The following is a 20,709-nucleotide window of genomic DNA, read 5'->3' as shown; positions in this document are numbered from 1 at the left end:
CCCTCCTGCGTGCGATTCTGCGTCTGCTCGCCAAAACCTCCGAGAGACCCTTGTCAGGGTGAGCCTGACGCCGTACCGTGTCAGGGACAGCCTGACAAACCCGGGGAGTCCTCATGAGCCCTACCACCAAGCAGACCGCACAGATCTGGTGTTCGTTCTGCGGCAAGTCCAACGCCGAGGTCGACAAGCTGGTCGCCGGGCCGGGCGTGCAGATCTGCAACGAATGCATCGACCTGTCGCAGGCCATCATCGACGAGTACCGCGACAAGCCCAACGAGCTACGCATGCCGATCTGGGAGTCGTGGAGCGACCAGCAGATGCTCGACCACATCCCCCGCATGGCGGTGGTGGCCCAGCAGGTCGAGGCCGACCTGCGCGCCTGGGTGCGTGAGCTGCGCCGGCGCGGGACCACCTGGGCGAAAATCGGTCAGACGCTGGGCATTACGCGCCAGTCCGCGTGGGAGCGGTTCTCCGGCGAATAGGTTTCAGACGTTGGTCAACGCCTGCGCCGCGGTGCGGAACATGGTCTGCTTGATCGCGCCGAGCGTGCCGGGGTCCTTGCCAGACAACGGACGCAACAGGTCGACGGCGGCGGCCGTCACCTCGCCCACCCCCGCGGTGGCGTCGACGATGCCGAAGTCGACGGCCTCGGTCCCGCCGAAGCGTCGCCCGGTGGTCATCGACGCGATCGCGGCCCGCGGGGTGAGCTTGGCCTGGATCAGCGCGGCCATGCCGTCGGTGAACGGGATGCGGATGTCGACCTCCGGGAAGCAGAAGTAGCCGCGGTCGGCGCGCATCACGCGCACGTCGTGGGCCATCGCGAGCATGGCGCCGGCGCCGAACGCGTGACCGGTGATCGCGGCGGCGGTCGGCGTCGGGAAGGTCAGCACGCGGGCCAGCAGCGCCTGCACCCGCCCGACGTAGGACTGCGTCTGGTCGCCGTGGGCGCCGAGCCAGTCCAGGTCCAGCCCGTTGGTGTAGAACTTGCCGCGCCCGGTGGTGACCAGCCCCTGCGCGCCGGCGTTTTCGATCTCGTCCAGGTGCGCGTTGATGGCGTCGAGAAACTCCGGCGAGAACCGGTTTTCGTCCTCGCCGAGGTCGACGACGGCGATCTTGTCGTCCCAAATCACCGCTGGTGTCATTTCGTGTTCCTTTCCGTGCTTCTGCGCCGCAACGGCGGCGGCCCAACGGCCAGCGCGGCGCGCACCGCGGCGCGCAGTCGTTCTCGGGCGTCTGGATCGTGGATTCGTTTGCGTTCCAAGAGGATTGCCGTCGGCAGGTCGACGATGCACATGGTGATGACGTCGACGGCCGCGGCGTCCTTGCGGTCCCACAGGGCGCGGGCCAGGCGGATCATCGCCTCCACCAGCAGCCGGTCCAGGTCGCGCAACTGGGCGGCCAGCTCGGTCGGGGTGTCGGGGCCGAGAAGCTCGTCGCGGCGCACCGTCAGCACCAGCTGCGAGGAGTGCGGATGCTGTTCGGCGAATACCGCGGGCGCCTCGGCCGCGGCCACCACCGCGGCGGCCGCGTCGCCGTCGAGGACGGCGTCGATCAATTCGCCTTGCGCGCTGAGGAATCGGTGCCCGGCGCGCAGCCAGGCGCGGCCCACCAGGCCCGCACGCGAGCCGAACGAGTGGTAGAGCGCGCCGTTGGACACGCCGGTCGCGTCGCTGATCGCGCGGATCGTGACGGCGGCGGGCCCGGACCGCGCCGCCAACAACTCCACGGCATCAAGGATCTGATCCTGGTCGTGGACGCGTGGGCGGGGCACCTCGGGAGCATAACAGAGCGGTTGCTCTGTTACATATCGGGCGTGTCGGTCAGGCCTGGGTCGGCGCCGCCACGTCGCATTGCCGCTGTGCGGCGCACAGAATCGAACCGGCGTTCACGAACGCGCGTTTGTTGCGGTCCGCGGTGTCGATCGGTAGGTCGGCGGCCAGGCGCAGCACCATCAGGGCGAGCGCGGTGTTGGTGGCGTAGGGAACGATCAGCAGATTGGCGCACGCTTCCCAGCCGTTGAAGGTCATCACGTGCTGGCGCTTCTGCTCCCATCCCGGCCAGTTCAGGTCCGGCGGTCGCTGCAGCGGCGACCAGTTGACGTTGATGGATTTGATCTCCCCGAGCAGCGGGGTCAGGACGGTAACCAGCGAGGGCAGTTCGTTGGCGATGCGGTCCACGCGGGGCCACCACGCACCGTCGATGTCGTGGCCCAATTCGCGCGCCACGCACACCCGGATCGGGTTGGTTCCGTGCCGGCCCCGGAGGTGAGGCATCGATACTGCGGTGTCCACGGGCAGTTCCTTCACGGTCGGCATCGACCGCCCCGGGGTGCTGGGGCGACGGAGGAATCGCATTGCCTGTGGATGCCATCCGCGGATGGGCAGCGCTGACAACGAAAAGCTCGTTCTCAACGGTACGCCAGCGGTTCACCGCGACCTAGCGTGGGTGTGGTTTCGGGGATCGGCGGCCCGCTCCCGGCCGCGGCTGATGCTGGGACTTGGGAACGATGGTGACACCGGTTCCCCACCCGTCGCCGATTCAGCCCCGCTGAATGTTGTTGTCGTAGCCCGAATTTGTGACCTTCGGCGTGCCCGTGTGGTAGGTGATGTTGTTGCCGTAACCCGAGACAGTGATGGCGTCGACGCTGTCGACGCTGACCTTGTTGTTGTAGCTGGAGATCGCGAGGCCGGCACAGTGGCCGGTGACGTTGAATTCGTTGCCGTAGCTCGAGATCTTCAGGTTGCCGTTGTCGCAGCCTTTGACCATTACGACGTTGCTGTATCCGGTCGATTCGATGGCGTCGGCGTCCTCGACGGTGACGTTGTTGTCGTAGCCGCCCACGAGGAGGCTGGCGCAGTGGCCGGTGATCACGTACTTGCTGTCGTACGCGGCCAAAGTGAGCTTGCCGTTGTTGCAGGCGATCGTTCTGGCCTGGGAGTTGTCGCTCACTCGCAGCTCGCCGCCCTGCGGCACCGCGGTGGGGCCGCTTGACGTCGTCCGCCCGGCGCCTCGCGAGATCGAACTGCCTATGGACGACCTGGCGAACATCATCACGAGGCTGATGATGATCGGCACCACGACCGCCAGGAAGACGAGGACGAGGTACCAGGGGTAGGACTTGCGCCGCGGCTGCGGGGCGCCCCAGGGGTACTGCGCGCCGCCGGTGTAGGTCGGGCCGCTGGTGTAGGTCGCACCGCCGGTATAGGTAGCGCCGCCCGTGTACGGCGGGGGGTTCTCGGTGTACGTCTCGCCGCCCGTGTACGGGGGCGGGCTTTGCGGGGGCCGGCTGACGTCGGCAAGCTCTCGCTCGAGCTCGCGGATCCGCTTTTCGGGATCGTCGTCCTTCATTTGCCAAATGGTTCCACATCCGCAGCTGGGCTGACAGTCCTCAATTTGCCGGCGATTTGGGGCGATTTGCTCGCCTCCCCTTAGGCGTGGCGCTGCGCCTTGGCCCGCGTTCCTGCGCCCGCGGCCGCCGGCCTCTCGCCGTTGGACCGCGCCGGGGCAGCCTTTCGCTTACGTGGCGGGATGCTCCTGGGCACCGGGTCGAAGGCGGCGGGATCGGCGAGGTACGCGCGGAAGATGCCGGCCATCGTCGCCGCCTGGTAGCCGTCGACGAACCGGTGATCCAGGCCGATCGACAGCGGCAGCACCGGACGCACGACGGGTTGGCCGCCCAGCGCCAACACCTTGTCCTTCACCGCGCCGATCATGATCCCCAGGGGCACGTGGCAGAACGTGGGCCACGGGGCGGCGGCCGTGTCGAGGCCGTAGGTGCCCACATTGCTGACGAGTATCGAACCGTAGGGGCGAGCCTCCAGCCCAAGGAAGGGAATGGGTAATTGCAAGCTCTCGGTGACGAAGCCCATCGCGTCCATCACCGGGCGAAGGAGCAACGGCGGCAGCCCCTTGACCAACGCCTTGCTCTGCTTGAACTGGGGATCTTCGTCGTGGCGGATGCGCCCGACGTGATCGGCGAGTTCCTTGGCGATCTCCCAGGGCGGTTTCTCGTTGATGCGACGCACCACGGTGCCGGACAGATCGGTGCCGGCGGCTTCGGCTCCGGTTACGAGGTCCGTCCGCAGCGACACCACGAAGAAGCAGTCGACGGTCGGGGACGGCAGGAAGCCGCCGAACACGACCCGGCCGTTCAGCCCGGGCAGCGCCTCGATGACCTTGCCGGCGGCCCTGCCCACGAGGTCCATGGGTGTGACGTGCTGGCCCGTTGCCTGGCGGACCTGGCGCAAATATTGGAGCAGCCGCGCCGCTTCGACATCCATCGTCGCCCAGATCACCGGGTCTTTCCGCGGCCGCCAGGTGGCCATGGCGATCTTTCGCCAGACGGAGAACGGAATGACGGCTGGAGTGGTCCACATGTTCGGAACTTCCTCTTCAAAGCAGGTACCCGAGTCTCCGCCCGGGGCGGGGATGCAGCCCAGAGCACAAGGTCCCCTCGTCCCGGGTGAATTCCTGCCCAACAGGCGGCGAAGCGGAAGGTTCGCCCTGAAACATGGGTGTAACGTCCGCACTCACCAGACCACCTGCTCACTCTCGGCCTGCTCGCCCGCAAGCCGACGGATTAATAGGGGATGCCGTGAGCACATCCGAGATGTCCGACGTGTCGGCGACGACCGCTACCGACGAGGTCGTGGTCTCGTTGCAGGACGAGGCCCTGCTGCTGGGCGGGGACCCCGCGGCCGTCGACTCCTATCTGGCGCGGCTGCGGGAGACCGCCGGGCAGGCCATGCGGGTCGCCGGCATCGACGGCGCCTCGCTCGCCAACGGGCTCGCCGGGCTGGCGTCCCTGCTGGCCGAGTCGGGCAAGTACGTCCAGCTGCATCGCGACGGCCTCGAAGCGTTGAAGGACGGCAATCTGGTTCCCCTGAGCGACGGCATCTTTCGGTTGACGACGGGCGCCGATGCCTTCCTCGCTCCCCTGCAGTGGCGACCGGCCGGGTTTGGGCCCGAAGCGGTGCTGTCGGCGCAGATGATCGCGGTGCAGGTCGCGCTGACGTCCGCGGTTGCCCAGGTGGAAGACGCCGTGCGGCGCGTGGAGGACAAGGTCGAATCGGTGCTCGAGGTTGCCCGGGCGCAGCGCGCCGGCGACGTGCTGGGCAACAACCTGACGCTGTCGCGGATGGTCGAGTCGCTGGAAAAGTACGGGTCGCTGCCCGATGCGTACTGGGAATCGGTGGCCGGGCTGGGGCCGGCGCTCAACGTCACCGTCGAGCAGCTGCGCAACCATGTCCGGCGCGTCCTGGCAGCTCTGGATGACGCGTCGGGCGTGCAGCACCGGGCACAGAAGCTGCGAAATGCGGTCAACGACAACCGGCTTGGCGACACGTTGAGCCTGCTGGTCATCGCGGAGGAGGCGCTGCACAAGTGGCAGCGCCTGAACCTCGCACGGATCGAGTCGACGCAACCCGAGCAGCTGCTGCGCGCGATCGACGAAGCCCGCGAGCTCGTCGACCATCATTTCCGCGAGGACGTCGACATCTATGGGAGCGCGAAGGAAGCGCTCGACCGGTTCGGAAAGCCATCGGTTCTCGATGGCTTCCGATTCTGGGCGGTGCGGGAGCTGGCCAGGCAGCGCGGCGCCCTGCGCGACGAGCTCGACCGTTTCGCCGAGGCCCGCCACCACCAGGTCGAGACCTGGGAGGACTTCCACATTCCGAGCGTGTTCGACGCTGCGTTCGCCACCATCGGCGCCGCCGCGACGACGACGGGCCATGTGCTCGGGGTCGTGGGCCGCGGAATCGTGTGGGTGGGCGCACAGGTGGCGGGGCCGTTCCGGGGCAATGGCAGCAATGGACGGCCAGATATCGGCGACGGCAAGGACTTTGAGCTTCAGCCGGACAGCGCCGGGCTCGAGCACTCCGGGACGTAATTGCTGTAGTACAAATACGTAGTACCATGGCTGGCATGTCTGAGGTGCCGGTGCGCGAGCTGAACCAGAACACCGCTGGGGTGCTTGCACGGGTCAAACGCGGCGAGCAAATCGACATCACTGAGCGCGGAGCCGTCGTGGCCCGCCTGGTCCCGGCCCAGGAAAATCCCCTCGCCGAAATGATCAGCGCGGGAAGGCTTCGTCCCGCCACTCTGAGCGGACCGGCGCCGCGTCCCTCCGGACCGGTGAAGACCGATCACGAGGCCGGCCAACTGCTCCGCGAGCTGCGCGACAACGAGCGCTATTGATGCTTTATCTCGACACGTCGGCCCTGATGAAACTGATCCGGCGTGAACCCGAAAGCGATGCCCTCGCCGACTGGCTCGACGCACAAACACCGGCGCCGTGGGTGTCGTCGACGCTGATCGAAGTGGAACTCCCTCGCGCCCTCCGCCGGGTAGAGCCCTCGCTGCTCGCCGAAGTTCCCGCGATCGTGGCTCGAGTGGCGCGCTACGAAATCGACGAGGTGGTTCGGGCGGCCGCGGCGGCGTATCCAGACACCTCGTTACGGTCACTCGACGCGATCCATCTCGCGACTGGGGACGGAGTATTCGGCACCCAGCTGACGGCGTTCGTCACCTACGACGAACGCCTCTTTACGGCCGCCGCGGCAGCCGGCCTGCCGACCGTTGCTCCGGGCCGCCGAGAGCCGTAAGGATTCATCGGATTGGAGGTCGGCCGTGATCGATATCGGACTATCGGGTAAGCGCGCCGTGGTGTCGGGTGCCGGCTACATCCCCGAGCGCGCGGGCCATGGCTGGTTCACGTCGCTAGCCCTCGCCGAGGCGGGCGCCTCGGTCGCCTGTATCGACATCGACGAGCAGCGCGCGCATCGCGTCGCCGACGAGATCGCCGGCCGGGGAGGCAAGGCCGTCCCAATCGTCGCCGACATGACCGACCCCGTGCAGGTCGGTCGGGCGATCGACGACGCGGTCGCGGCGCTGGGCGGGGTCGACGTGTGCGTCGACATCATCGGCGGCGCCACCTGGTCGAAGGTCGAGGAAACCAGCACCCAGTTGTGGGACGCGGCGATCCACTACAACCTGACCCAGGTGTTCTACCTTTTCCAGGCCGTCGGGAGATACATGGTCGCCCAGCGCACCGGTGGATCGTTGGTCGCGGTCGCCTCGGTCGACGGCATCGCGGCGGCCGCCTACCATGCGGCGTACGGCGCCGCCAAGGCCGGCGTCATCTCGCTCGTCAAGACCTTCGCCGACGAGCTGGGGCGCTACGGCATTCGCGCCAACGCGGTCGCGCCGGGCAACGTCGGCACCGGCAACGAGGACCAGCCGCCAAACGAGTACGCCGTCAACGGAATTAACCCGCTGGCCGCGCCCCGCGCACATGACATCGCCAACGCCGCGTTGTTCCTGTCCTCCGAGCTGGCCGCCCGCATCACCGGTCAGACGCTCGTCGTCGACGGCGGTGCCACCATTCGCCAGCTGTGGGGGCTGCCGGAATCGATGATCCCGTCGGACCCGGACCAGGCGCTGCCCGACTTCATGAGGCCCGGGCCGTCGGTCTAGCGCTGGTGGACCAGCGGCAGGCCGGGCACCGAGCTTCTCCCCTTGAGCACGTACGGCGTCGTGATTGAGCCGATGTAGATGTCGCGCATGTCCTGCCCGCCCCAGGCGATGCTGGTTGGCGCGCTCAACAGCGCGCCGCCGGGGTCTTCGATCACGGTTGTCACCTGCTCGTCCGGGCTGATCGCCACGATCCTGTTGGCGAGAACGAGTGTCACCCAAAGGTTTCCCTCCGCATCGAAAGCGCATCCGTCGGCCATCCCCCACCGGCGGGCCACCTGCGGGTCGGCCAGGAACCGGCCTTGGTCGGGGCCGTACTCGTCGGGGCGCCGGTCCCCCAGCGGCCGGCCGAATCGTTCTGGCGGCCCGAGTGTTTCGCCCCGGATTGGAAACCGCACCACGTCGGCGGTCACCGTGCGGACCACATACAGGTAGTCCTCATTGCGGTCCAGCGCCATGCAGTTCGGGAAGTTTACGGCGTCGGCAACCACCCGTGCCGATTGGCGATCCGGTGCGACGCGAAAGATGAACCCATCGGCGGCGCCGCGCGCGATGGTATCCAGAAGATCGTCTGCCATCGTGCTCACCGAACACCACAGCTCTCCAACGGAATCCATCAGAACGAAGTTCAGCCATCGCAGCGAACGTCCGTCGAGTTGTCCGGTTAGAACCGCAGTGATCGCGCCGGTCACCGGGTCGAGGTCCTGCAGCACGCCTACGCCCCAGTTGGCAATTAAGAAATGGCCGTTGCGGTCGAGCGCGATCCCGTTCGGCTCGCCGCCCGCCTTGCCTATACGCCGGACGGTGTTCTCGTCAACGAGTTCTGCGACGGCCGAGGCCTTATCGGAGGCGAATACTCGGCCATCACCAGCCACCACAACGTGTTCCGGGCGTTCCACGCCGCGTCCGACGGCGTGCAAACCGGTCGACGCAATGGCGGGCTCGTCCGTTCCGGTCATCGATGCCCCTCTGAACGTGTGGCGGTACTTCAAGCCGATTCTTAAAGGCCGCCGAACGTGTCTCGGATCAGGTTTAACAAAGTTGCCGCACCGTCCCGATCGAGCTGAATCGACTGCGAAACTTTGTTGGGTATTTGCCGTTCGTCAGAACCATATGTGTCGAGTTGAAGGAAAGTCTGGCCGTCGACATTGAACCTCCGCCAGCCACACAAGACTGGCTTGTGCACGCCGTTCGTATCAGAGCCAATCTGCTGAAATTCGCTGATTAAAGCCATCGAGCCTCCCGCGATCGTTGGTCCAACGAGAATATCGGCGAGCTGTTCGGAACTGCATCCAGCTCAGCCAAGCCGATCGGTTGGCGACGGTTCAAGGAACCTGACAAGCCCGCGGTGTTGGTGTGGCTGGCATTCGCTCTCGTGGGCGTGCGCTTACCCGATGTGCGCGGTTGCCCGAACGTGTCGCAAGGCTGCCGGCCAATCGGCGGCCCACTTCCTTACCGGCGCAACACCGCGACGATCGCCGAACTGGGCGGCCGGCCGCCGCTGCAGCGCCTGCGTCAGATCGGCGAGGGGCTGCCGCGCGACGAGCAAGGACTGGTCGGCCGCGACCTGCAGATCGGGATCGTGTCGCCGAGCAGCTAGTGGCACCGGGAAAGGGCGCCCTCTTGATCCGCGGGCCGCTTGGCGCCGACCCAATCAACCGCGGCGATCGAGATCGGCGGTGTCGTCGAGGTCGGCGCGGCCGTGCAGGTCCAGGTCCGTGACGCAGCGGGCGCCGACAAGGACGTGCGCCTGGCCGTGCAGCGGGCGACAGCAGAGCTGCCCGGGCGTTCGGTGGCGCGCTGTTGTTCACCTGCAACTGGCGTGTGCGGCGGATATTCGGGTCGCCGATCACGATGCATCGGCAATCGAGGAATACTTAGCGGATTTCGCTCGCGGGCTTGTCCGCCGCCGGGGAGATCAGCTCCATCGCACTGCAACGCGTGCACGCATTTACCACGTCGATAGCGCTGTTCGTCGATGGCACGAGATGAGCCGCCACTTCGGCGCTGGGCCCACTGCCATGCGCGTCAGGTCTGTGACACCAGTCGCCGCTGGCGATCCACGTCGCGAACCCTTGCTCGTACGAGGACTCGGAACCGGTGTTTGTGGTCTTCCGCGTATTGACGCCCTTGTTGGCTAGCTTCAGTGCAGGCTTGGCCTCGAATGTGATAGCCGCATCAGAATAGGCTCAGGTAAACGGTTCGCTGAATTTCGCTGCAAGAGCCATTAGGGAGACAAGTGCAACCCACGCCACCCGACTTCGTAGTTCCTTACTCCGCGCGACGCTTCCCGCCCGGATTGATCAATTGGAACGGGACTCTGCGGTTTACTGAAGCCGATCTTGCCCACGCGCTTTTCGCCACCGGTCGAGCACCAGGCGATCAGGCGCGCTACGCCGAATTATCGGTCTGGGAATTCCTCCACCGAGCGACGCTGATCCCCGCTTATGTTCGGAGACGACCCTACGGCGAACTCGTCCGATCCGATTTAGTCCAAATACTCGACAGGTCGGAACGTGTTGGCGTGTCGTACGCACTCGGTATGGCGCTAACGGCGATCTTTTGCCGTATCGAACTCGGGGCTACTTACCTCATGCATGTCGATCGTTACGCAGACCAGCATCAAGTGGTCTTTAACACGACAACGCGGCGGCGCGCTGATCTGATAGGACCTACAGCCAACGGATGGGTCGTGGCCGAAGCCAAGGGCCGGTCGCGGACTCCGGAAGCGGAACTGCGCACGAAGATGGAGGAGCAGAAGCGTTCGGTCACTTCGGTAGGAGGGCAGAGTCCATGGCTCGCGCTAGGCTGTGTAGCGTACTTTCGAGAACCGGCTAGGGGTATACGCGTGGACGCCTACGACCCGTCAAAGGACTCAGCAGAAGGCGTACGCTACGACGAGGTCGACCTCGATCGGTATCTTTTCGCCTACTATCTGCCGTTTGTTCGTTCCATTGACTTTGGCGAGAGCACAGATGACGTCGCAGGCCCGCATGATATCGAAGCCGCCGGATTTGGCCCCTTTGGTCTAACCATCGGCTTGCTACGCCCAATTGCTGATCTGACGCGCGAATACGTCGGGCGTCCCGACATGAGTGGCTACGCCCATCGCCTCCAAGAGATTCTCACCGACCAGTCATCAACTCGGCGCCTTGACGCGATCTTTCCCGATGGCACCGTAGTGATGACAACTTGGACAGGAGCGATACAGGCACGCGATGTGTGGACCGAACGTTAGGGCCGCAGTTTCGCGGCGCGCGACGACCGAAAATGAGTGCTGCGCAACACATCAATGCAGTGGACGACGACCGCAGCGCGACAGAACTACACGCCCGCATCAACGAAATGCTCCGCGACGAGATTCTCAACGTCTCCGCCCGACGGACACACAAACCGGCCGAACACAAGTCCGACTAGTAACCGAAAGAAACAAGCCGGCAAACCATCCAGCCCGGATCGGTGAATCGAGGCGGAATGTCGGGGTCCATCGCTATTGTCGAGAAAGTGACCACTGGGCGAACCGAGTCGCGGATTTGCGAGGCCGAAGCGATTGATACGACCTACACGCGGCTGCGTGAGGCGACCGCCGATGAACTCTTCGGCGAGGACAGAGCCGGTCAGCCGGTCTACGCCTTTGCGGAACCAGACGCAGTTGCTCGGATCATAGAGCGTGCAGGCGTCGCCGACGACGATCGGCGAGCAGCTTATCTTGATATCGTGCGGCGCTCGCTCTACCTCGGTCGTGAGGGTATAGCGCCGTTCTCGTGGCACACGCGGGAGGCTCACCGGCACTCGAGGAATCTAATCGAAACGCCGCCCTCATTGCCGTTGCTAGTTGTTCTGACGTGGGCCGCCGAGAGTATGCATGCGGAGAGCGATATGGGCTCCAACAACTACTATGGCCGACTTTTCCCGCTGCTTGATGTGCCCGAAAACTGTCGAAATCGCCTTATAGCGGACTACAGGAAAGTCGCTGAGACTATCTGGCGGTCACTTAACAACTGGCTCGAAGCTTGGGAAGGTGAGCGGGGCGTCCCGACGGCGTACGCGCTTGGCGGAATGCGCTACATCGGTTTGCCGATGTCGCAAGCTGTTGTACGAAAGCACGATCGCGAAGGTCTCCATGAGGTGTTTGTGGCGGAGGGTCTCCCCCCGGGATTCCAAATGGAAGTACCCGACATGGAACCGGTGCTCGACGTTTATGCCACCAAATTGCCTAGCCCCCTAAGCAGCAATCTGCGTCGACTGTGGGCGAACTCTGACGCTCGGGAGCGGATCTCGCAGGCAGCCTGCCTAGAACTTGAGGCGTGGACAGGCGATGACAGCCAGCGGATCAGCACAGCTGGCTCAGCTGTCTCGACGCGAGTTCTCGCTTATCTGCGCACCTTTCCGAGGATGCAAGTGGAGTTCAACCTTGCGATTTCGACTCAGTCGACGGACGCACCGTACGCCTGCATCGAAGGGGAAGACGGGCTTGTACAGGTCCCTACCACCGCAGGTCCCACCGGTGCAATAAAGTTAGCCAACGTAGCTCTGCTCGACGCGGGAGCGCTCATCACCAACTTTTTGAAAGGGTCACTGGCCGACGGAAGTGGCAAGATCGAGCGGCTGCCGCGGCGCGTTGCGCCTTTGCGGTGGGACCAACTCCAGGGTTGCTTTGTCGAGGTCGAGCGGGTTGCAGTCGGCGAGGACAACGTTGTGTTGGCGAAAGCCGACGCGAAGTTCCGAGTCGAAAAGCACCTCGAGGCGTTCGCGCGTCCCGGTTGGGAACTGCTAACTTCGATTCCGGGACTACCGGACGGATGGCTGCTTTTCCGCCAAGTGCAACTCGTTGCCGCGCCGGATCAAGCGTCCCATGTCGATCTACTACCACTCGTCCCGCGCGCATTAACGAGTCTGACACTGAGGGGTGGATTTGTGCTCCCCGGCCGACTCCGGAAGTGGTCCACCCTAGATCCGCCTGAAATCGTTGCTCTCGCAGCAGGTGCGAATTCGGTCACCGTCCGTGTTTTCAGGGGATCAATGTATGTCGCGGAGGATGAGTGCTTGGAAGTCAAAACGGATGGCGGCCTAGCCATCGTGAGGCTTGAGGAATATGGACTCGACGACGGCGAATACACCGTCGCAATGTATGCCAGCGCTGGCAATAACCCAACCTCTACAACGATATTGCGCCTGCGGTCGGGAAATTCGCCGCTCTTCAAGGTCAACGATACCGATCTAGAACTCGTTTACGCGCGTGCCGCCAATCCTATGTGGCCGCTGACCGCAGGACCTCCTGTTTGCGACGATTACATCAACGGAGCGCAGGTCTCCAGGCCCTGTGCGGAGGAAGCCTCAACGAGCCAAATCGCCGAGTATTCGCCACGGCCGAACCGTGTGGTCGCGACAACGCTCAAGCAGGTTTCCCTTGGTACTGCCCCACCGGGAGATTCGTGCATGACGACCGGTCTGCATCGCTTCCAACTGCCGACCGCAGATGGCAGTCGGCCGACATCCCGCACCATCGACGGCGAATGCACGACGTGCGGACTGGTTAGGCGATTCGCGGCGACGCCTGCGGCCGCAGGAAAGAAAAGGAAGAAGCGCGGTCCCGCGATCACCATCCGACAAACCGAGATCCCACCCGTGGTCGAACACGGTGAGACAGACCAGCACATTGCTTTCGATGCGCTGAGCCACATCGGTCATGGTTCCTACGGTGTGTTTGAAAGGGTCGCCGGCCAGATCGAAGGCTCGGGCCTCTTCGCCGACACGCTTCTGCGTCGACAGGAGGTCATCGGTCACCTCGACGTGCGACGGAATAACCTCCTACAGCCGGTCGAGTGGGCCATCAACACGGCAACTCTCGTGCCGGTCTCAGACAGCTCCTGGGTTCTGATCGGCGCGCGCTCTCAACACCTCGTGCAACGACTACGAGAATTATTGGACGACAAGGGAAGCCTACGAGGGTCAACTGACGCGGGGATGCTGCGGCTCATTGTCGAGTCAGATTTCACCACGCTGGACCAGATGCGGGATGAACTCGCTCAGCTGGGAATTACGCTCCTCGACCACTCGCCCGCTCTCACCATTGCCACCAAGTTACCCTCGCTCGAACAGGTGGAGATGAGCCTGACGCGCGTCGGCGTGCCCTCGTTTAGGAGCCTTGAGATCTGGCATACCGCCTCCGCGACGTGGATCCGTGGCACGTCGATCGCGTCAACCGGGGCGTACCGACTTCGCGACTTGAACTCGACCTACGTTGTCAGGTCTCGCACCGACCTCGAATCCGGGACAGTAGCCATCGCGTCCGCACAACTCGCAAAGCATATTGCCAATCGCTGGGCGCGCGACCCTCTGATCGGCTACCACTCCAAGTCAGGATCGGTAGTCGTTCCGCTCGGAGCCGACCTGCCCGGACTCTACGGACGCGCCTTATCGCTATGTTCCGGTAGGGCTCCGCGGGAACTGCCCAAGCCTCGTTTAGTGCAGTACCCCGACGTGCCCCGTCCGGTTGCCAACGTAATTGCGGACCGATTGATGAACTGAAGGTAAGCGTGTCATTCCCAACACCATTCGACATCGAGGCCGACCTTCGCGACGCGTTCCTCCGGTATGTCGACACCGCATACGCGTTGCGTGACGATGATCTGGTCCGAGAAAGGCGGGAACTCCTGTTACTCGGTCAGGGCAACCTTTTCGCGCCGATGATGCTCGAGCCGGTTCTTCCCTATGAGGGTATCGGCTCCATCACCGACGCGGCCGTCGCGGCAGGGATGGACTCCAAATCCCTCAACAAGGTGGCCTCGGCGGTCTTCGGCGTCGCTCCAGCCGATCTCGACCGCGTACGGCTGCGCAAACATCAGGCCGAAGCTCTGCGTATTCACTTCAGTGAACAGGTCTCCCGGAACCCGGTGATCACCTCTGGTACGGGTTCCGGCAAGACCGAGTCGTTCCTGATTCCGCTCCTGGTTCGAATTGCCCACGAAAAGTCGGTCTCGCAACTCACGCCAGTTCACGACTGGTGGTCGATCGGCAATCAAACACAGCTTTGGAAATCGTGCCGACCAACGGGCTCGCACATCGCAGCAATGCGCGCGATGGTGCTGTATCCGACGAACGCTTTGGTGGAAGACCAGGTCGCCCGACTTCGACGGTCGGTTCGCGCATTGCGGACGCAGGCAACGCCGGTCGACGTGTGGTTCGGCAGGTATACAGGCGCGACGCCTGGATCGGGCGAGATCCCGCAAGGTCGCTCGGGTTCCGAACCAGTCAGATCTGTCGCTCAATACATGCGCGGACTCGTCAGTCAGATCAGCAGGGTTAGGGCGATTGGAGACGACGACCTGCTCGGCCAATTTCAGGACCCTTTCGCCGGTGAACTGATCACGCGGTGGGACATGGTCGCTACTCCGCCCGACATCTTGGTGACCAACTACTCGATGCTCAACGCGATGTTGATGCGCGATCTTGAGGAGCCGATGTTCGACGCCACACGACGTTGGTTGTCGGAGTCGATGGAGAACGTCTTCACCCTTGTTGTAGATGAGCTTCACCTCTACCGAGGGAGTTCAGGCGCTGAGGTCGGCATGGTGATTCGCAATCTGAGTTCACGCATCGGACTGGAACCCGGCTCCCCACAGTTGCGCATCATTGCGACCAGTGCGTCACTGCCAAGCGACTCGTCCGGCCTCGGGTATTTGGAGCGGTTTTTCGGTGTGGCTCGTGAGACGTTCGTAATCGAGCCCGGCCAGCCAAGGGTGTTGCCGACTCCTTCGTACCCCATGGCGAAGGACGTCTTGGCGGTTGAGGAAGAAGGCCTTGCCGCCGCGGCAGATTCGGGGCGGTGGGCAGAAACCCTGGCAGCCGGTTGCGTTGAGCCGAACGACGATAAGCCGCGGGCTACCGATGTGCTAACTATCGCTCAGCGGATTTTCCCAGCCAACCCCGATGGACCAGAAGCGTTGCGTGCCATGATGCGTGGACTCGCAGCTTCATCGACGCCGACCATCCCATTTCGCGCACACATCATGCTGCGCGGCATGCGGGGTCTATGGGCCTGTTCGAACACGATGTGCACTGAACTCGATCCAAAAGAGGGGCGGCGCGTCGGGAAGTTATATGACACTCCTCGTTCGACTTGCGCATGTGGCGCACGGGTTCTTGAGCTCCTCTATTGCTACGAATGTGGCGACGTCAGCCTCGGGGGGTACATCGTGTCGCAGGAGGAAGACGGGACGGTGATCCTGTCTACCACTCCCGTGAAGGCGGGCGATACGTCAGGCGACTTCGTCTTTCGAAGGACATACGACGAGTACCGGTGGCTATGGCTTGGCACACAAGTTCCTGACGAAACGGCCTCTCATCAGCTGCCTGGTGGCGATGATCGAGACTCCGCGAAGGGCAAGAAGGTCGAGTTCAGTTTCGTTGGGGCAACCTTCGACCCTTACCTGGGTGCACTCATGCCAGCATCCGGCGCGCCAACCGCAGTAGTGCTCCGCCATAGTGACGTGGGAGAGGCGAAGGTCTCGATCCCAGCACTGCCAGAGACTTGTCCGCGCTGCCTCGGAAGCCAGACGAACAGAGAACCCGAAATATTCTTCAGCGGCAATGTCAGGTCGCCGATTCGAGCCCACACGTCAGGTCGTGCGCAACTCACGCAAATGTCAGTCTCACAGCTTTTCAGGAGTCTTGGAGAGTCGGCGGATGCGTCCAGAACGATTGTGTTCACTGATAGCCGTGACGATGCCGCCCGGATCGCCGCTGGCATCGCACTGAACAACTTCCGTGACCAGATCCGACAGGTGGTCAGACAGGTGCTCGCCGAGCGATCGGACCCCGTGGCGCTATTGAGGCGGCTGGCCCAAGGCCAAGTTGGTGATGACCAGATTGAGCAGGCGACTGCCGTTCGTGCCGCCAGACCCGCTCTCTTTTCCGCCATCCGGCTCGAAATTGCCGGCATTGCTGACCAAGATGATCTGCGCATCATCCAGGAGGCAACAACCGAGGGTCGGTTTCTATCCTGGGGGTCGCTGACGACGCGGGTGGAGCGCCTGTTGGTAGCGCAGGGAATCAATCCTGCTGGGCCAGGACCGAGTGTCGCCGACAGCGTGGGCGACTCTCCGTGGTACAAGGCCTACGAAGCTCCCAAGCCAGGCCTCTGGACTCCGCTTGCACCGGAAATCGTTGGCGAGATCAGGCGGGAACGCCGCGCAGCCACCAGTACGAAAGTTGCCGAGGCAGTGTTCGATCGCGCGGCTCGTGGCCTCGAATCAACACAGATTGGTTTTGTACGGCCAAGAGCCGACTTGCCGAAGGATTGGGGCCTCACGCCGGAAACAACGCTGGAGGTGCTGTCGAGCGTGCTGCGGCTGCTCGGCGAGGCGAAACGCTTCGACGGAGGGTACCTCGCGTTCGGTACGAATGTTCCCAAGGCAGTGAAGATTTTCCTTGAGCGCGTGAGTTCGCGGCATGCAGTGAGTAGCGCAGAGCTGGCCACGCAGATCATCGACTTCTTGCGCGGCGCGGGCATCGCGAACGAGACCTGGACGATCAGAACCAGTAGCCCGGAGTCAGCCATCGTCATAGTCCCAGCCGGCACCACACGGTGGAAGTGTGACAACTGCTCGACAATTCATCTTCACCCCTCGGCAGGGGTCTGCACCAATACTGAATGTGCCGGTGGAACGCTGCGGGAAGGACCAATTGGTCCGGGTGACCAAGATTACTATGGCTGGCTAGCCACGCATCCCCTTCGACGAATGCGTGTGGCGGAGTTGACCGGTCAGACGAGCCTCGCCGAACAGCGCGACCGTCAACGTCTGTTTCGCGGAGCGACTCTGCCCGCGCCACAAGAGAATTCATTGACCGATCCTCTCGATATTCTGTCGGTCACTACCACCATGGAAGTCGGCGTTGACATCGGATCACTTCGCGCCGTCGCGATGGCGAACATGCCACCGCAACGGTTCAACTATCAGCAGCGGGTGGGTCGAGCCGGACGCTCTGGTCAGCCGTTCTCGTTCGCGGTAACCGTCTGTCGTGATCGAGCACATGACGACTTCTACTTTCAGTCACCCGAGTTGATGACCGCCGCAGACCCGCCACCCCCGTTCGTGGACCTTTCGCGCGAGCGAATTGTTCGGCGCGTCATCGCAGCCGAGCTTCTCCGTCGCGCATTCCGCGATTCATCTGCGCCGCCTAAACGGACCGGCGAAAGCATCCACGGAACCTTCGGGCCGTCGGCCGAATGGGAGGATCGACGACTGGAGGTTGCGACCTGGCTGGCCAAGAACGATGAAGTCTCCCATGTTTGTCGCCGATTTACGGTCGAAACAGATGTCGACGCAACCGAACTCGAGAAATGGGCTCGATCTGCATTGGTAATAGAGATCGACGACGCGGTCAAAAATCCCTACTTTGGGCACGCGGAACTCAGCGAATTGTTGGCCAACGCAGGAGTCCTTCCAATGTTTGGGTTCCCTACTCGGGTTCGTTCGCTGTACTCCGGCCGAGTGCGACGCACGGGCGATATGGACAGAGCCACCGTCGCGGACCGAGACCTGGGAACATCGATCACGACCTTCGCACCGGGTGCGGTCGTTGTGAAAGATGGCTCGGAGCACCTATGTGTGGGATTCGCCGCGTACACCTTCCGAGGGGATCGGGCCTTTCCGAAGAATCCGTTGGCAGGAGATCTGGTGGTGCAGCGGTGTCATGAATGCGGGAGTTTGGAGACCCTACCGAGCGGCGACGAATGCATTGTTTGCGCAAGCCCGATGAACCGGTACACGCTGTATCAGCCCGAGGGCTATCGCACGATCTATAGTCAGCCTGATTACGACGACTCCCACATGACACCGATGTTCCGCGGGTACACAGAACTCTCGGCCTCGACCGGGCACGCCGAAATCACCGGGGTACGAGCGATGTCTGTCTCTCTGCTCGAGCAGGCCGAAGTTGTCGCGGTCAATGACAACAACCGCAACTTATTCTCGATGGCGAAACTCGATGACGACTCAGTCGTCGTTACAGACCGCGAACTCTACCGGCGTGCCCTTCCTGACTTCATGAGGAAGGGAACCAACCTTCCCAAGGCCGCCATCGGCGAGGTGAGGAGGACCGATGTCCTACTCATCGGGCTCGACGGGCTTTCGCTCGCCGACCGTTGCATTGCGACTCAGCCGGGCGACTGCCCCGCCGGATACGGCGCTCTCCTCTCGTTTGCGTCATTGCTTCGAAACGCCGCAAAAGCTCACCTCGACATTGATCAATCTGAACTCGAGGTTGGCCTTCAGCCAATTCGCCACGGCGAGACCGTGACCGCCCGCGTATTCATCGCCGACGCACTCGACAACGGAGCGGGCTATGCGTTGGAACTGGGTCAGCCAGGAAATCTCGAGAATTTGCTGATTGCGATCCGCGACGACACCGGTACCAAACTTAGGTCGGAACCGCACGGAAGTGCCTGTACGTCCTCGTGTCCGGGGTGTCTTCGCAATTACGAAAATCGGTTTCACCACTGGGCTCTTGACTGGCGCCTTGGACTGGACGTCGTTGACCTCGCCCTCGGCGGACCACTTGATTTCGGCCTATGGCAAAAGCGAACGACCAAGCTTCTCCGAGGTTTCGAGCAATCGTTCGAAAATTTCGGCAACCTATCTCACGAAATTATTGATGGTGTGCCCGTGATAGTGAACAACGAGGGGCCAAGGTCCGCTGTCGTGCTGGGGCATCCGTTGTGGCGGCACGATGCGCTGCATTGGACGTCGGGCGTTGAATCAGCTGTAGGCGAGCTTCGGAGGCGAGGTGTCGGGAGGGTCGGAGTGTCAGACCTGTTCGTGCTCGACCGAACACCGTTCCGTATTTTCTCTAAGCTCGCCTAGCAGCAACGCCAACCGAGCCTATGGCCGCTTCGGCCAGTGAGCCGGTACCTCATGGATACCTGGGGCCGGACGCCAGGCCATCCGTGGGTTAAATAGACGCATGAAAGCCGGATCGAGCACCACCACCCCGTCGGTCCGCAAGGTGATGCAGGGAAACCGCAGCCGAGACACGAGGCCAGAGCGGTTGTTGCGGTCGATCCTGCATCGACGCGGCTTGCGATACCGGGTCGCGGCGCCCCCAGTCCCCAGCGTCCGTCGGACCGCCGATTTGGTGTTTACGCGAGCGAAGCTCGCTGTGTTCATCGACGGTTGCTTCTGGCATCGGTGCCCGGCCCATTACCGGCAGCCTTCGACCAACGTGGAGTACTGGGTCGCGAAAGTCAATCGCAATGTGCGTCGCGACTCTGAAGTAGACATGATGCTGCTAGAAGCCGGATGGACGGTTATCCGTGTATGGGAACACGACGATCCGGAGGCCGCCGCTGACCGGATCGAGCACCACGTCCGCCTTCGCACCAAGGACTCATAGTCACAACTTTTCGGCGTGGCCGCCCGTATGTTGCTCCAACACTCTGGCAAGCTGCCACCGTGGCCAAGGTCGTATCGGTCGAGAAGTGGCTTCGCCAACAGTGCACGGAGTACGGCTGGGGCCTGGGGGGAGTGTTCCGCAGCCGAGGCGAACACGACTGGCCGCTCACTGCGCGGAACGAGGGCGATCTGGAAGCTCAGCTGAACGCCGGTGGTCACATTCTCCCCCTGCCTAAGGAACCCGCCGCGCTCGCGAATGTCTTGGAGGTCGGAATCGTCAGCTTTCTCATGGACCGCGTTGAGCAGCTGGACGGCGCCACCGCTACACGCGGCACGGAGCGAGGCTACCCAGACCTCGAATTGGGTGGCCCTCGGTTCGGCGGCGGCTTTCACGCCGTCGACGTCAAGATTGCTCGTCGGGCCGTAAACGCCGCCGGACAGGCAGTCAATCGGACGCAGAGCAGAATCACTCTGTACACAGGCAACACTTACTTTCGCCATCCGAAGGTTTTGTTTCCGGGCGTGATGCGCCCGTTCGCCGACTACGCGACGCATCTCGACGTGCTGGGGATCTACACCTTGAACGAGACCAAACCGGGAAGGGTCGACGACCTTGAATTGATTGTTCAGCAACCTTGGAAGATCGCGAGCACGAAGCGATCCTCGACGACCCGTGAGTACATCGGTGCGGTGGACAAGGTTGATGACCTTCGAGCCGGTAAGGGCGAGTTCGCCACGGAGAGAGAGTTTTATGCCTACTGGCGGAGGTTCCCGTTCAAGACCGCCAGGGCAGTTGAGTTGCTGCTCGCGAGGCAGCTCGAAAAATAGGCCTGTGGATAACCCG

Annotated in this window: 17 protein-coding genes and 1 pseudogene; 11 read left to right on the top strand and 7 right to left on the bottom strand. The window is 63.1% G+C overall.

All coding sequences use genetic code 11. The features are described from left to right. Positions 1-113 precede the first annotated feature (113 nt). The gene (locus AC5Y5E_RS19155) at positions 114-482 is read left to right on the top strand and encodes a ClpX C4-type zinc finger protein (protein WP_499904262.1); all 369 of its coding nucleotides are present in this window, start codon (positions 114-116) and stop codon (positions 480-482) included. 3 nt (positions 483-485) lie between these two features. On the opposite strand, the gene AC5Y5E_RS19150 is transcribed toward AC5Y5E_RS19155, so the two are convergent. From AC5Y5E_RS19150 to AC5Y5E_RS19130, 5 genes are all read right to left on the bottom strand, one after another. Continuing rightward, on the bottom strand, positions 486-1,142 hold the full coding sequence (locus tag AC5Y5E_RS19150) for an enoyl-CoA hydratase-related protein (protein ID WP_499904261.1): 657 nt from the start codon (positions 1,140-1,142) through the stop codon (positions 486-488). Beyond that, positions 1,139-1,771 (bottom strand): TetR/AcrR family transcriptional regulator, encoded by a 633-nt coding sequence (locus AC5Y5E_RS19145; protein ID WP_499904260.1) that lies wholly within the window; start codon positions 1,769-1,771, stop codon positions 1,139-1,141. The genes AC5Y5E_RS19150 and AC5Y5E_RS19145 overlap by 4 nt, the downstream gene beginning before the upstream one ends. 49 nt (positions 1,772-1,820) lie before the next feature. Then, entirely contained in the window at positions 1,821-2,273 is a 453-nt protein-coding gene (locus tag AC5Y5E_RS19140) for a DUF5994 family protein (protein WP_499904282.1), read from the bottom strand. A gap of 265 nt (positions 2,274-2,538) precedes the next feature. Next, complete coding sequence (locus tag AC5Y5E_RS19135; protein WP_499904259.1) at positions 2,539-3,348, bottom strand: DUF3060 domain-containing protein; 810 nt, start codon at positions 3,346-3,348, stop codon at positions 2,539-2,541. Positions 3,349-3,428: 80 nt separating this feature from the next. Continuing rightward, entirely contained in the window at positions 3,429-4,376 is a 948-nt protein-coding gene (locus tag AC5Y5E_RS19130; protein ID WP_499904258.1) for a 2-oxo acid dehydrogenase subunit E2, read from the bottom strand. A 218-nt stretch (positions 4,377-4,594) separates the two neighbouring features. Between AC5Y5E_RS19130 and AC5Y5E_RS19125 the strand changes: the two genes are divergently transcribed. From AC5Y5E_RS19125 to AC5Y5E_RS19110, 4 genes are read left to right on the top strand one after another with little or no spacing between them, the layout of a single operon-like run. Next, the gene (locus AC5Y5E_RS19125; protein WP_499904257.1) at positions 4,595-5,887 is read left to right on the top strand and encodes a hypothetical protein; all 1,293 of its coding nucleotides are present in this window, start codon (positions 4,595-4,597) and stop codon (positions 5,885-5,887) included. A gap of 35 nt (positions 5,888-5,922) precedes the next feature. Beyond that, positions 5,923-6,195: a type II toxin-antitoxin system Phd/YefM family antitoxin gene (locus AC5Y5E_RS19120; protein WP_499904256.1), complete on the top strand. Its 273-nt coding sequence runs from the start codon at positions 5,923-5,925 to the stop codon at positions 6,193-6,195. Continuing rightward, complete coding sequence (locus AC5Y5E_RS19115) at positions 6,195-6,602, top strand: type II toxin-antitoxin system VapC family toxin (protein WP_499904255.1); 408 nt, start codon at positions 6,195-6,197, stop codon at positions 6,600-6,602. The genes AC5Y5E_RS19120 and AC5Y5E_RS19115 overlap by 1 nt, the downstream gene beginning before the upstream one ends. A gap of 25 nt (positions 6,603-6,627) precedes the next feature. After that, positions 6,628-7,473, top strand: a complete 846-nt coding sequence (locus tag AC5Y5E_RS19110; RefSeq protein ID WP_499904254.1) for an SDR family NAD(P)-dependent oxidoreductase — start codon at positions 6,628-6,630, stop codon at positions 7,471-7,473. On the opposite strand, the gene AC5Y5E_RS19105 is transcribed toward AC5Y5E_RS19110, so the two are convergent. Then, positions 7,470-8,429 carry an SMP-30/gluconolactonase/LRE family protein gene (locus tag AC5Y5E_RS19105; protein ID WP_499904253.1) on the bottom strand — a complete coding sequence of 320 codons (960 nt, stop codon included), beginning with the start codon at positions 8,427-8,429 and terminating at the stop codon, positions 7,470-7,472. The genes AC5Y5E_RS19110 and AC5Y5E_RS19105 overlap by 4 nt on opposite strands. A gap of 41 nt (positions 8,430-8,470) precedes the next feature. After that, positions 8,471-8,704, bottom strand: a complete 234-nt coding sequence (locus AC5Y5E_RS19100; RefSeq protein ID WP_499904252.1) for a hypothetical protein — start codon at positions 8,702-8,704, stop codon at positions 8,471-8,473. A gap of 126 nt (positions 8,705-8,830) precedes the next feature. On the opposite strand from AC5Y5E_RS19100, the pseudogene AC5Y5E_RS19095 reads away from it, so the two are divergent. The 6 genes and pseudogenes from AC5Y5E_RS19095 to AC5Y5E_RS19070 form a co-directional block, all read left to right on the top strand. Then, a pseudogene (locus AC5Y5E_RS19095) lies at positions 8,831-9,462 on the top strand (FIST C-terminal domain-containing protein); the annotation flags it as partial. An 856-nt stretch (positions 9,463-10,318) separates the two neighbouring features. Next, a complete protein-coding gene (locus AC5Y5E_RS19090; protein ID WP_499904251.1) occupies positions 10,319-10,708 on the top strand; it encodes a hypothetical protein in 390 nt (129 codons plus the stop codon). 266 nt (positions 10,709-10,974) lie between these two features. Then, positions 10,975-14,001 (top strand): hypothetical protein, encoded by a 3,027-nt coding sequence (locus AC5Y5E_RS19085; protein WP_499904250.1) that lies wholly within the window; start codon positions 10,975-10,977, stop codon positions 13,999-14,001. An 8-nt stretch (positions 14,002-14,009) separates the two neighbouring features. Further along, positions 14,010-19,337 carry a DEAD/DEAH box helicase gene (locus AC5Y5E_RS19080; protein WP_499904249.1) on the top strand — a complete coding sequence of 1,776 codons (5,328 nt, stop codon included), beginning with the start codon at positions 14,010-14,012 and terminating at the stop codon, positions 19,335-19,337. A 100-nt stretch (positions 19,338-19,437) separates the two neighbouring features. Further along, positions 19,438-19,866, top strand: coding sequence for a very short patch repair endonuclease (locus tag AC5Y5E_RS19075; RefSeq protein WP_499904248.1), 429 nt, complete (start codon positions 19,438-19,440; stop codon positions 19,864-19,866). Positions 19,867-19,925: 59 nt separating this feature from the next. After that, positions 19,926-20,693, top strand: a complete 768-nt coding sequence (locus tag AC5Y5E_RS19070; protein ID WP_499904247.1) for a type II restriction endonuclease — start codon at positions 19,926-19,928, stop codon at positions 20,691-20,693. The last annotated feature ends 16 nt before the right edge of the window (positions 20,694-20,709 follow it).

The sequence above is a fragment of the Mycobacterium sp. NGS54 genome, from assembly GCF_059812465.1.
The sequence above is the reverse complement of the archived record's forward strand: the minus strand, read 5'-3'. Positions and strand labels throughout refer to the sequence as shown.

Excerpts from the sequence above, each read along its gene's own strand:
- AC5Y5E_RS19150 (WP_499904261.1), bottom strand. The coding sequence starts at position 1,142 with ATGACACCAGCGGTGATTTGGGACGACAAGATCGCCGTCGTCGACCTC.
- AC5Y5E_RS19130 (WP_499904258.1), bottom strand. The coding sequence starts at position 4,376 with ATGTGGACCACTCCAGCCGTCATTCCGTTCTCCGTCTGGCGAAAGATC.
- AC5Y5E_RS19100 (WP_499904252.1), bottom strand. The coding sequence starts at position 8,704 with ATGGCTTTAATCAGCGAATTTCAGCAGATTGGCTCTGATACGAACGGC.
- AC5Y5E_RS19135 (WP_499904259.1), bottom strand. The coding sequence starts at position 3,348 with ATGAAGGACGACGATCCCGAAAAGCGGATCCGCGAGCTCGAGCGAGAG.
- AC5Y5E_RS19120 (WP_499904256.1), top strand. The coding sequence starts at position 5,923 with ATGTCTGAGGTGCCGGTGCGCGAGCTGAACCAGAACACCGCTGGGGTG.
- AC5Y5E_RS19155 (WP_499904262.1), top strand. The coding sequence starts at position 114 with ATGAGCCCTACCACCAAGCAGACCGCACAGATCTGGTGTTCGTTCTGC.
- AC5Y5E_RS19115 (WP_499904255.1), top strand. The coding sequence starts at position 6,195 with ATGCTTTATCTCGACACGTCGGCCCTGATGAAACTGATCCGGCGTGAA.
- AC5Y5E_RS19105 (WP_499904253.1), bottom strand. The coding sequence starts at position 8,429 with ATGACCGGAACGGACGAGCCCGCCATTGCGTCGACCGGTTTGCACGCC.
- AC5Y5E_RS19140 (WP_499904282.1), bottom strand. The coding sequence starts at position 2,273 with ATGCCTCACCTCCGGGGCCGGCACGGAACCAACCCGATCCGGGTGTGC.
- AC5Y5E_RS19075 (WP_499904248.1), top strand. The coding sequence starts at position 19,438 with ATGAAAGCCGGATCGAGCACCACCACCCCGTCGGTCCGCAAGGTGATG.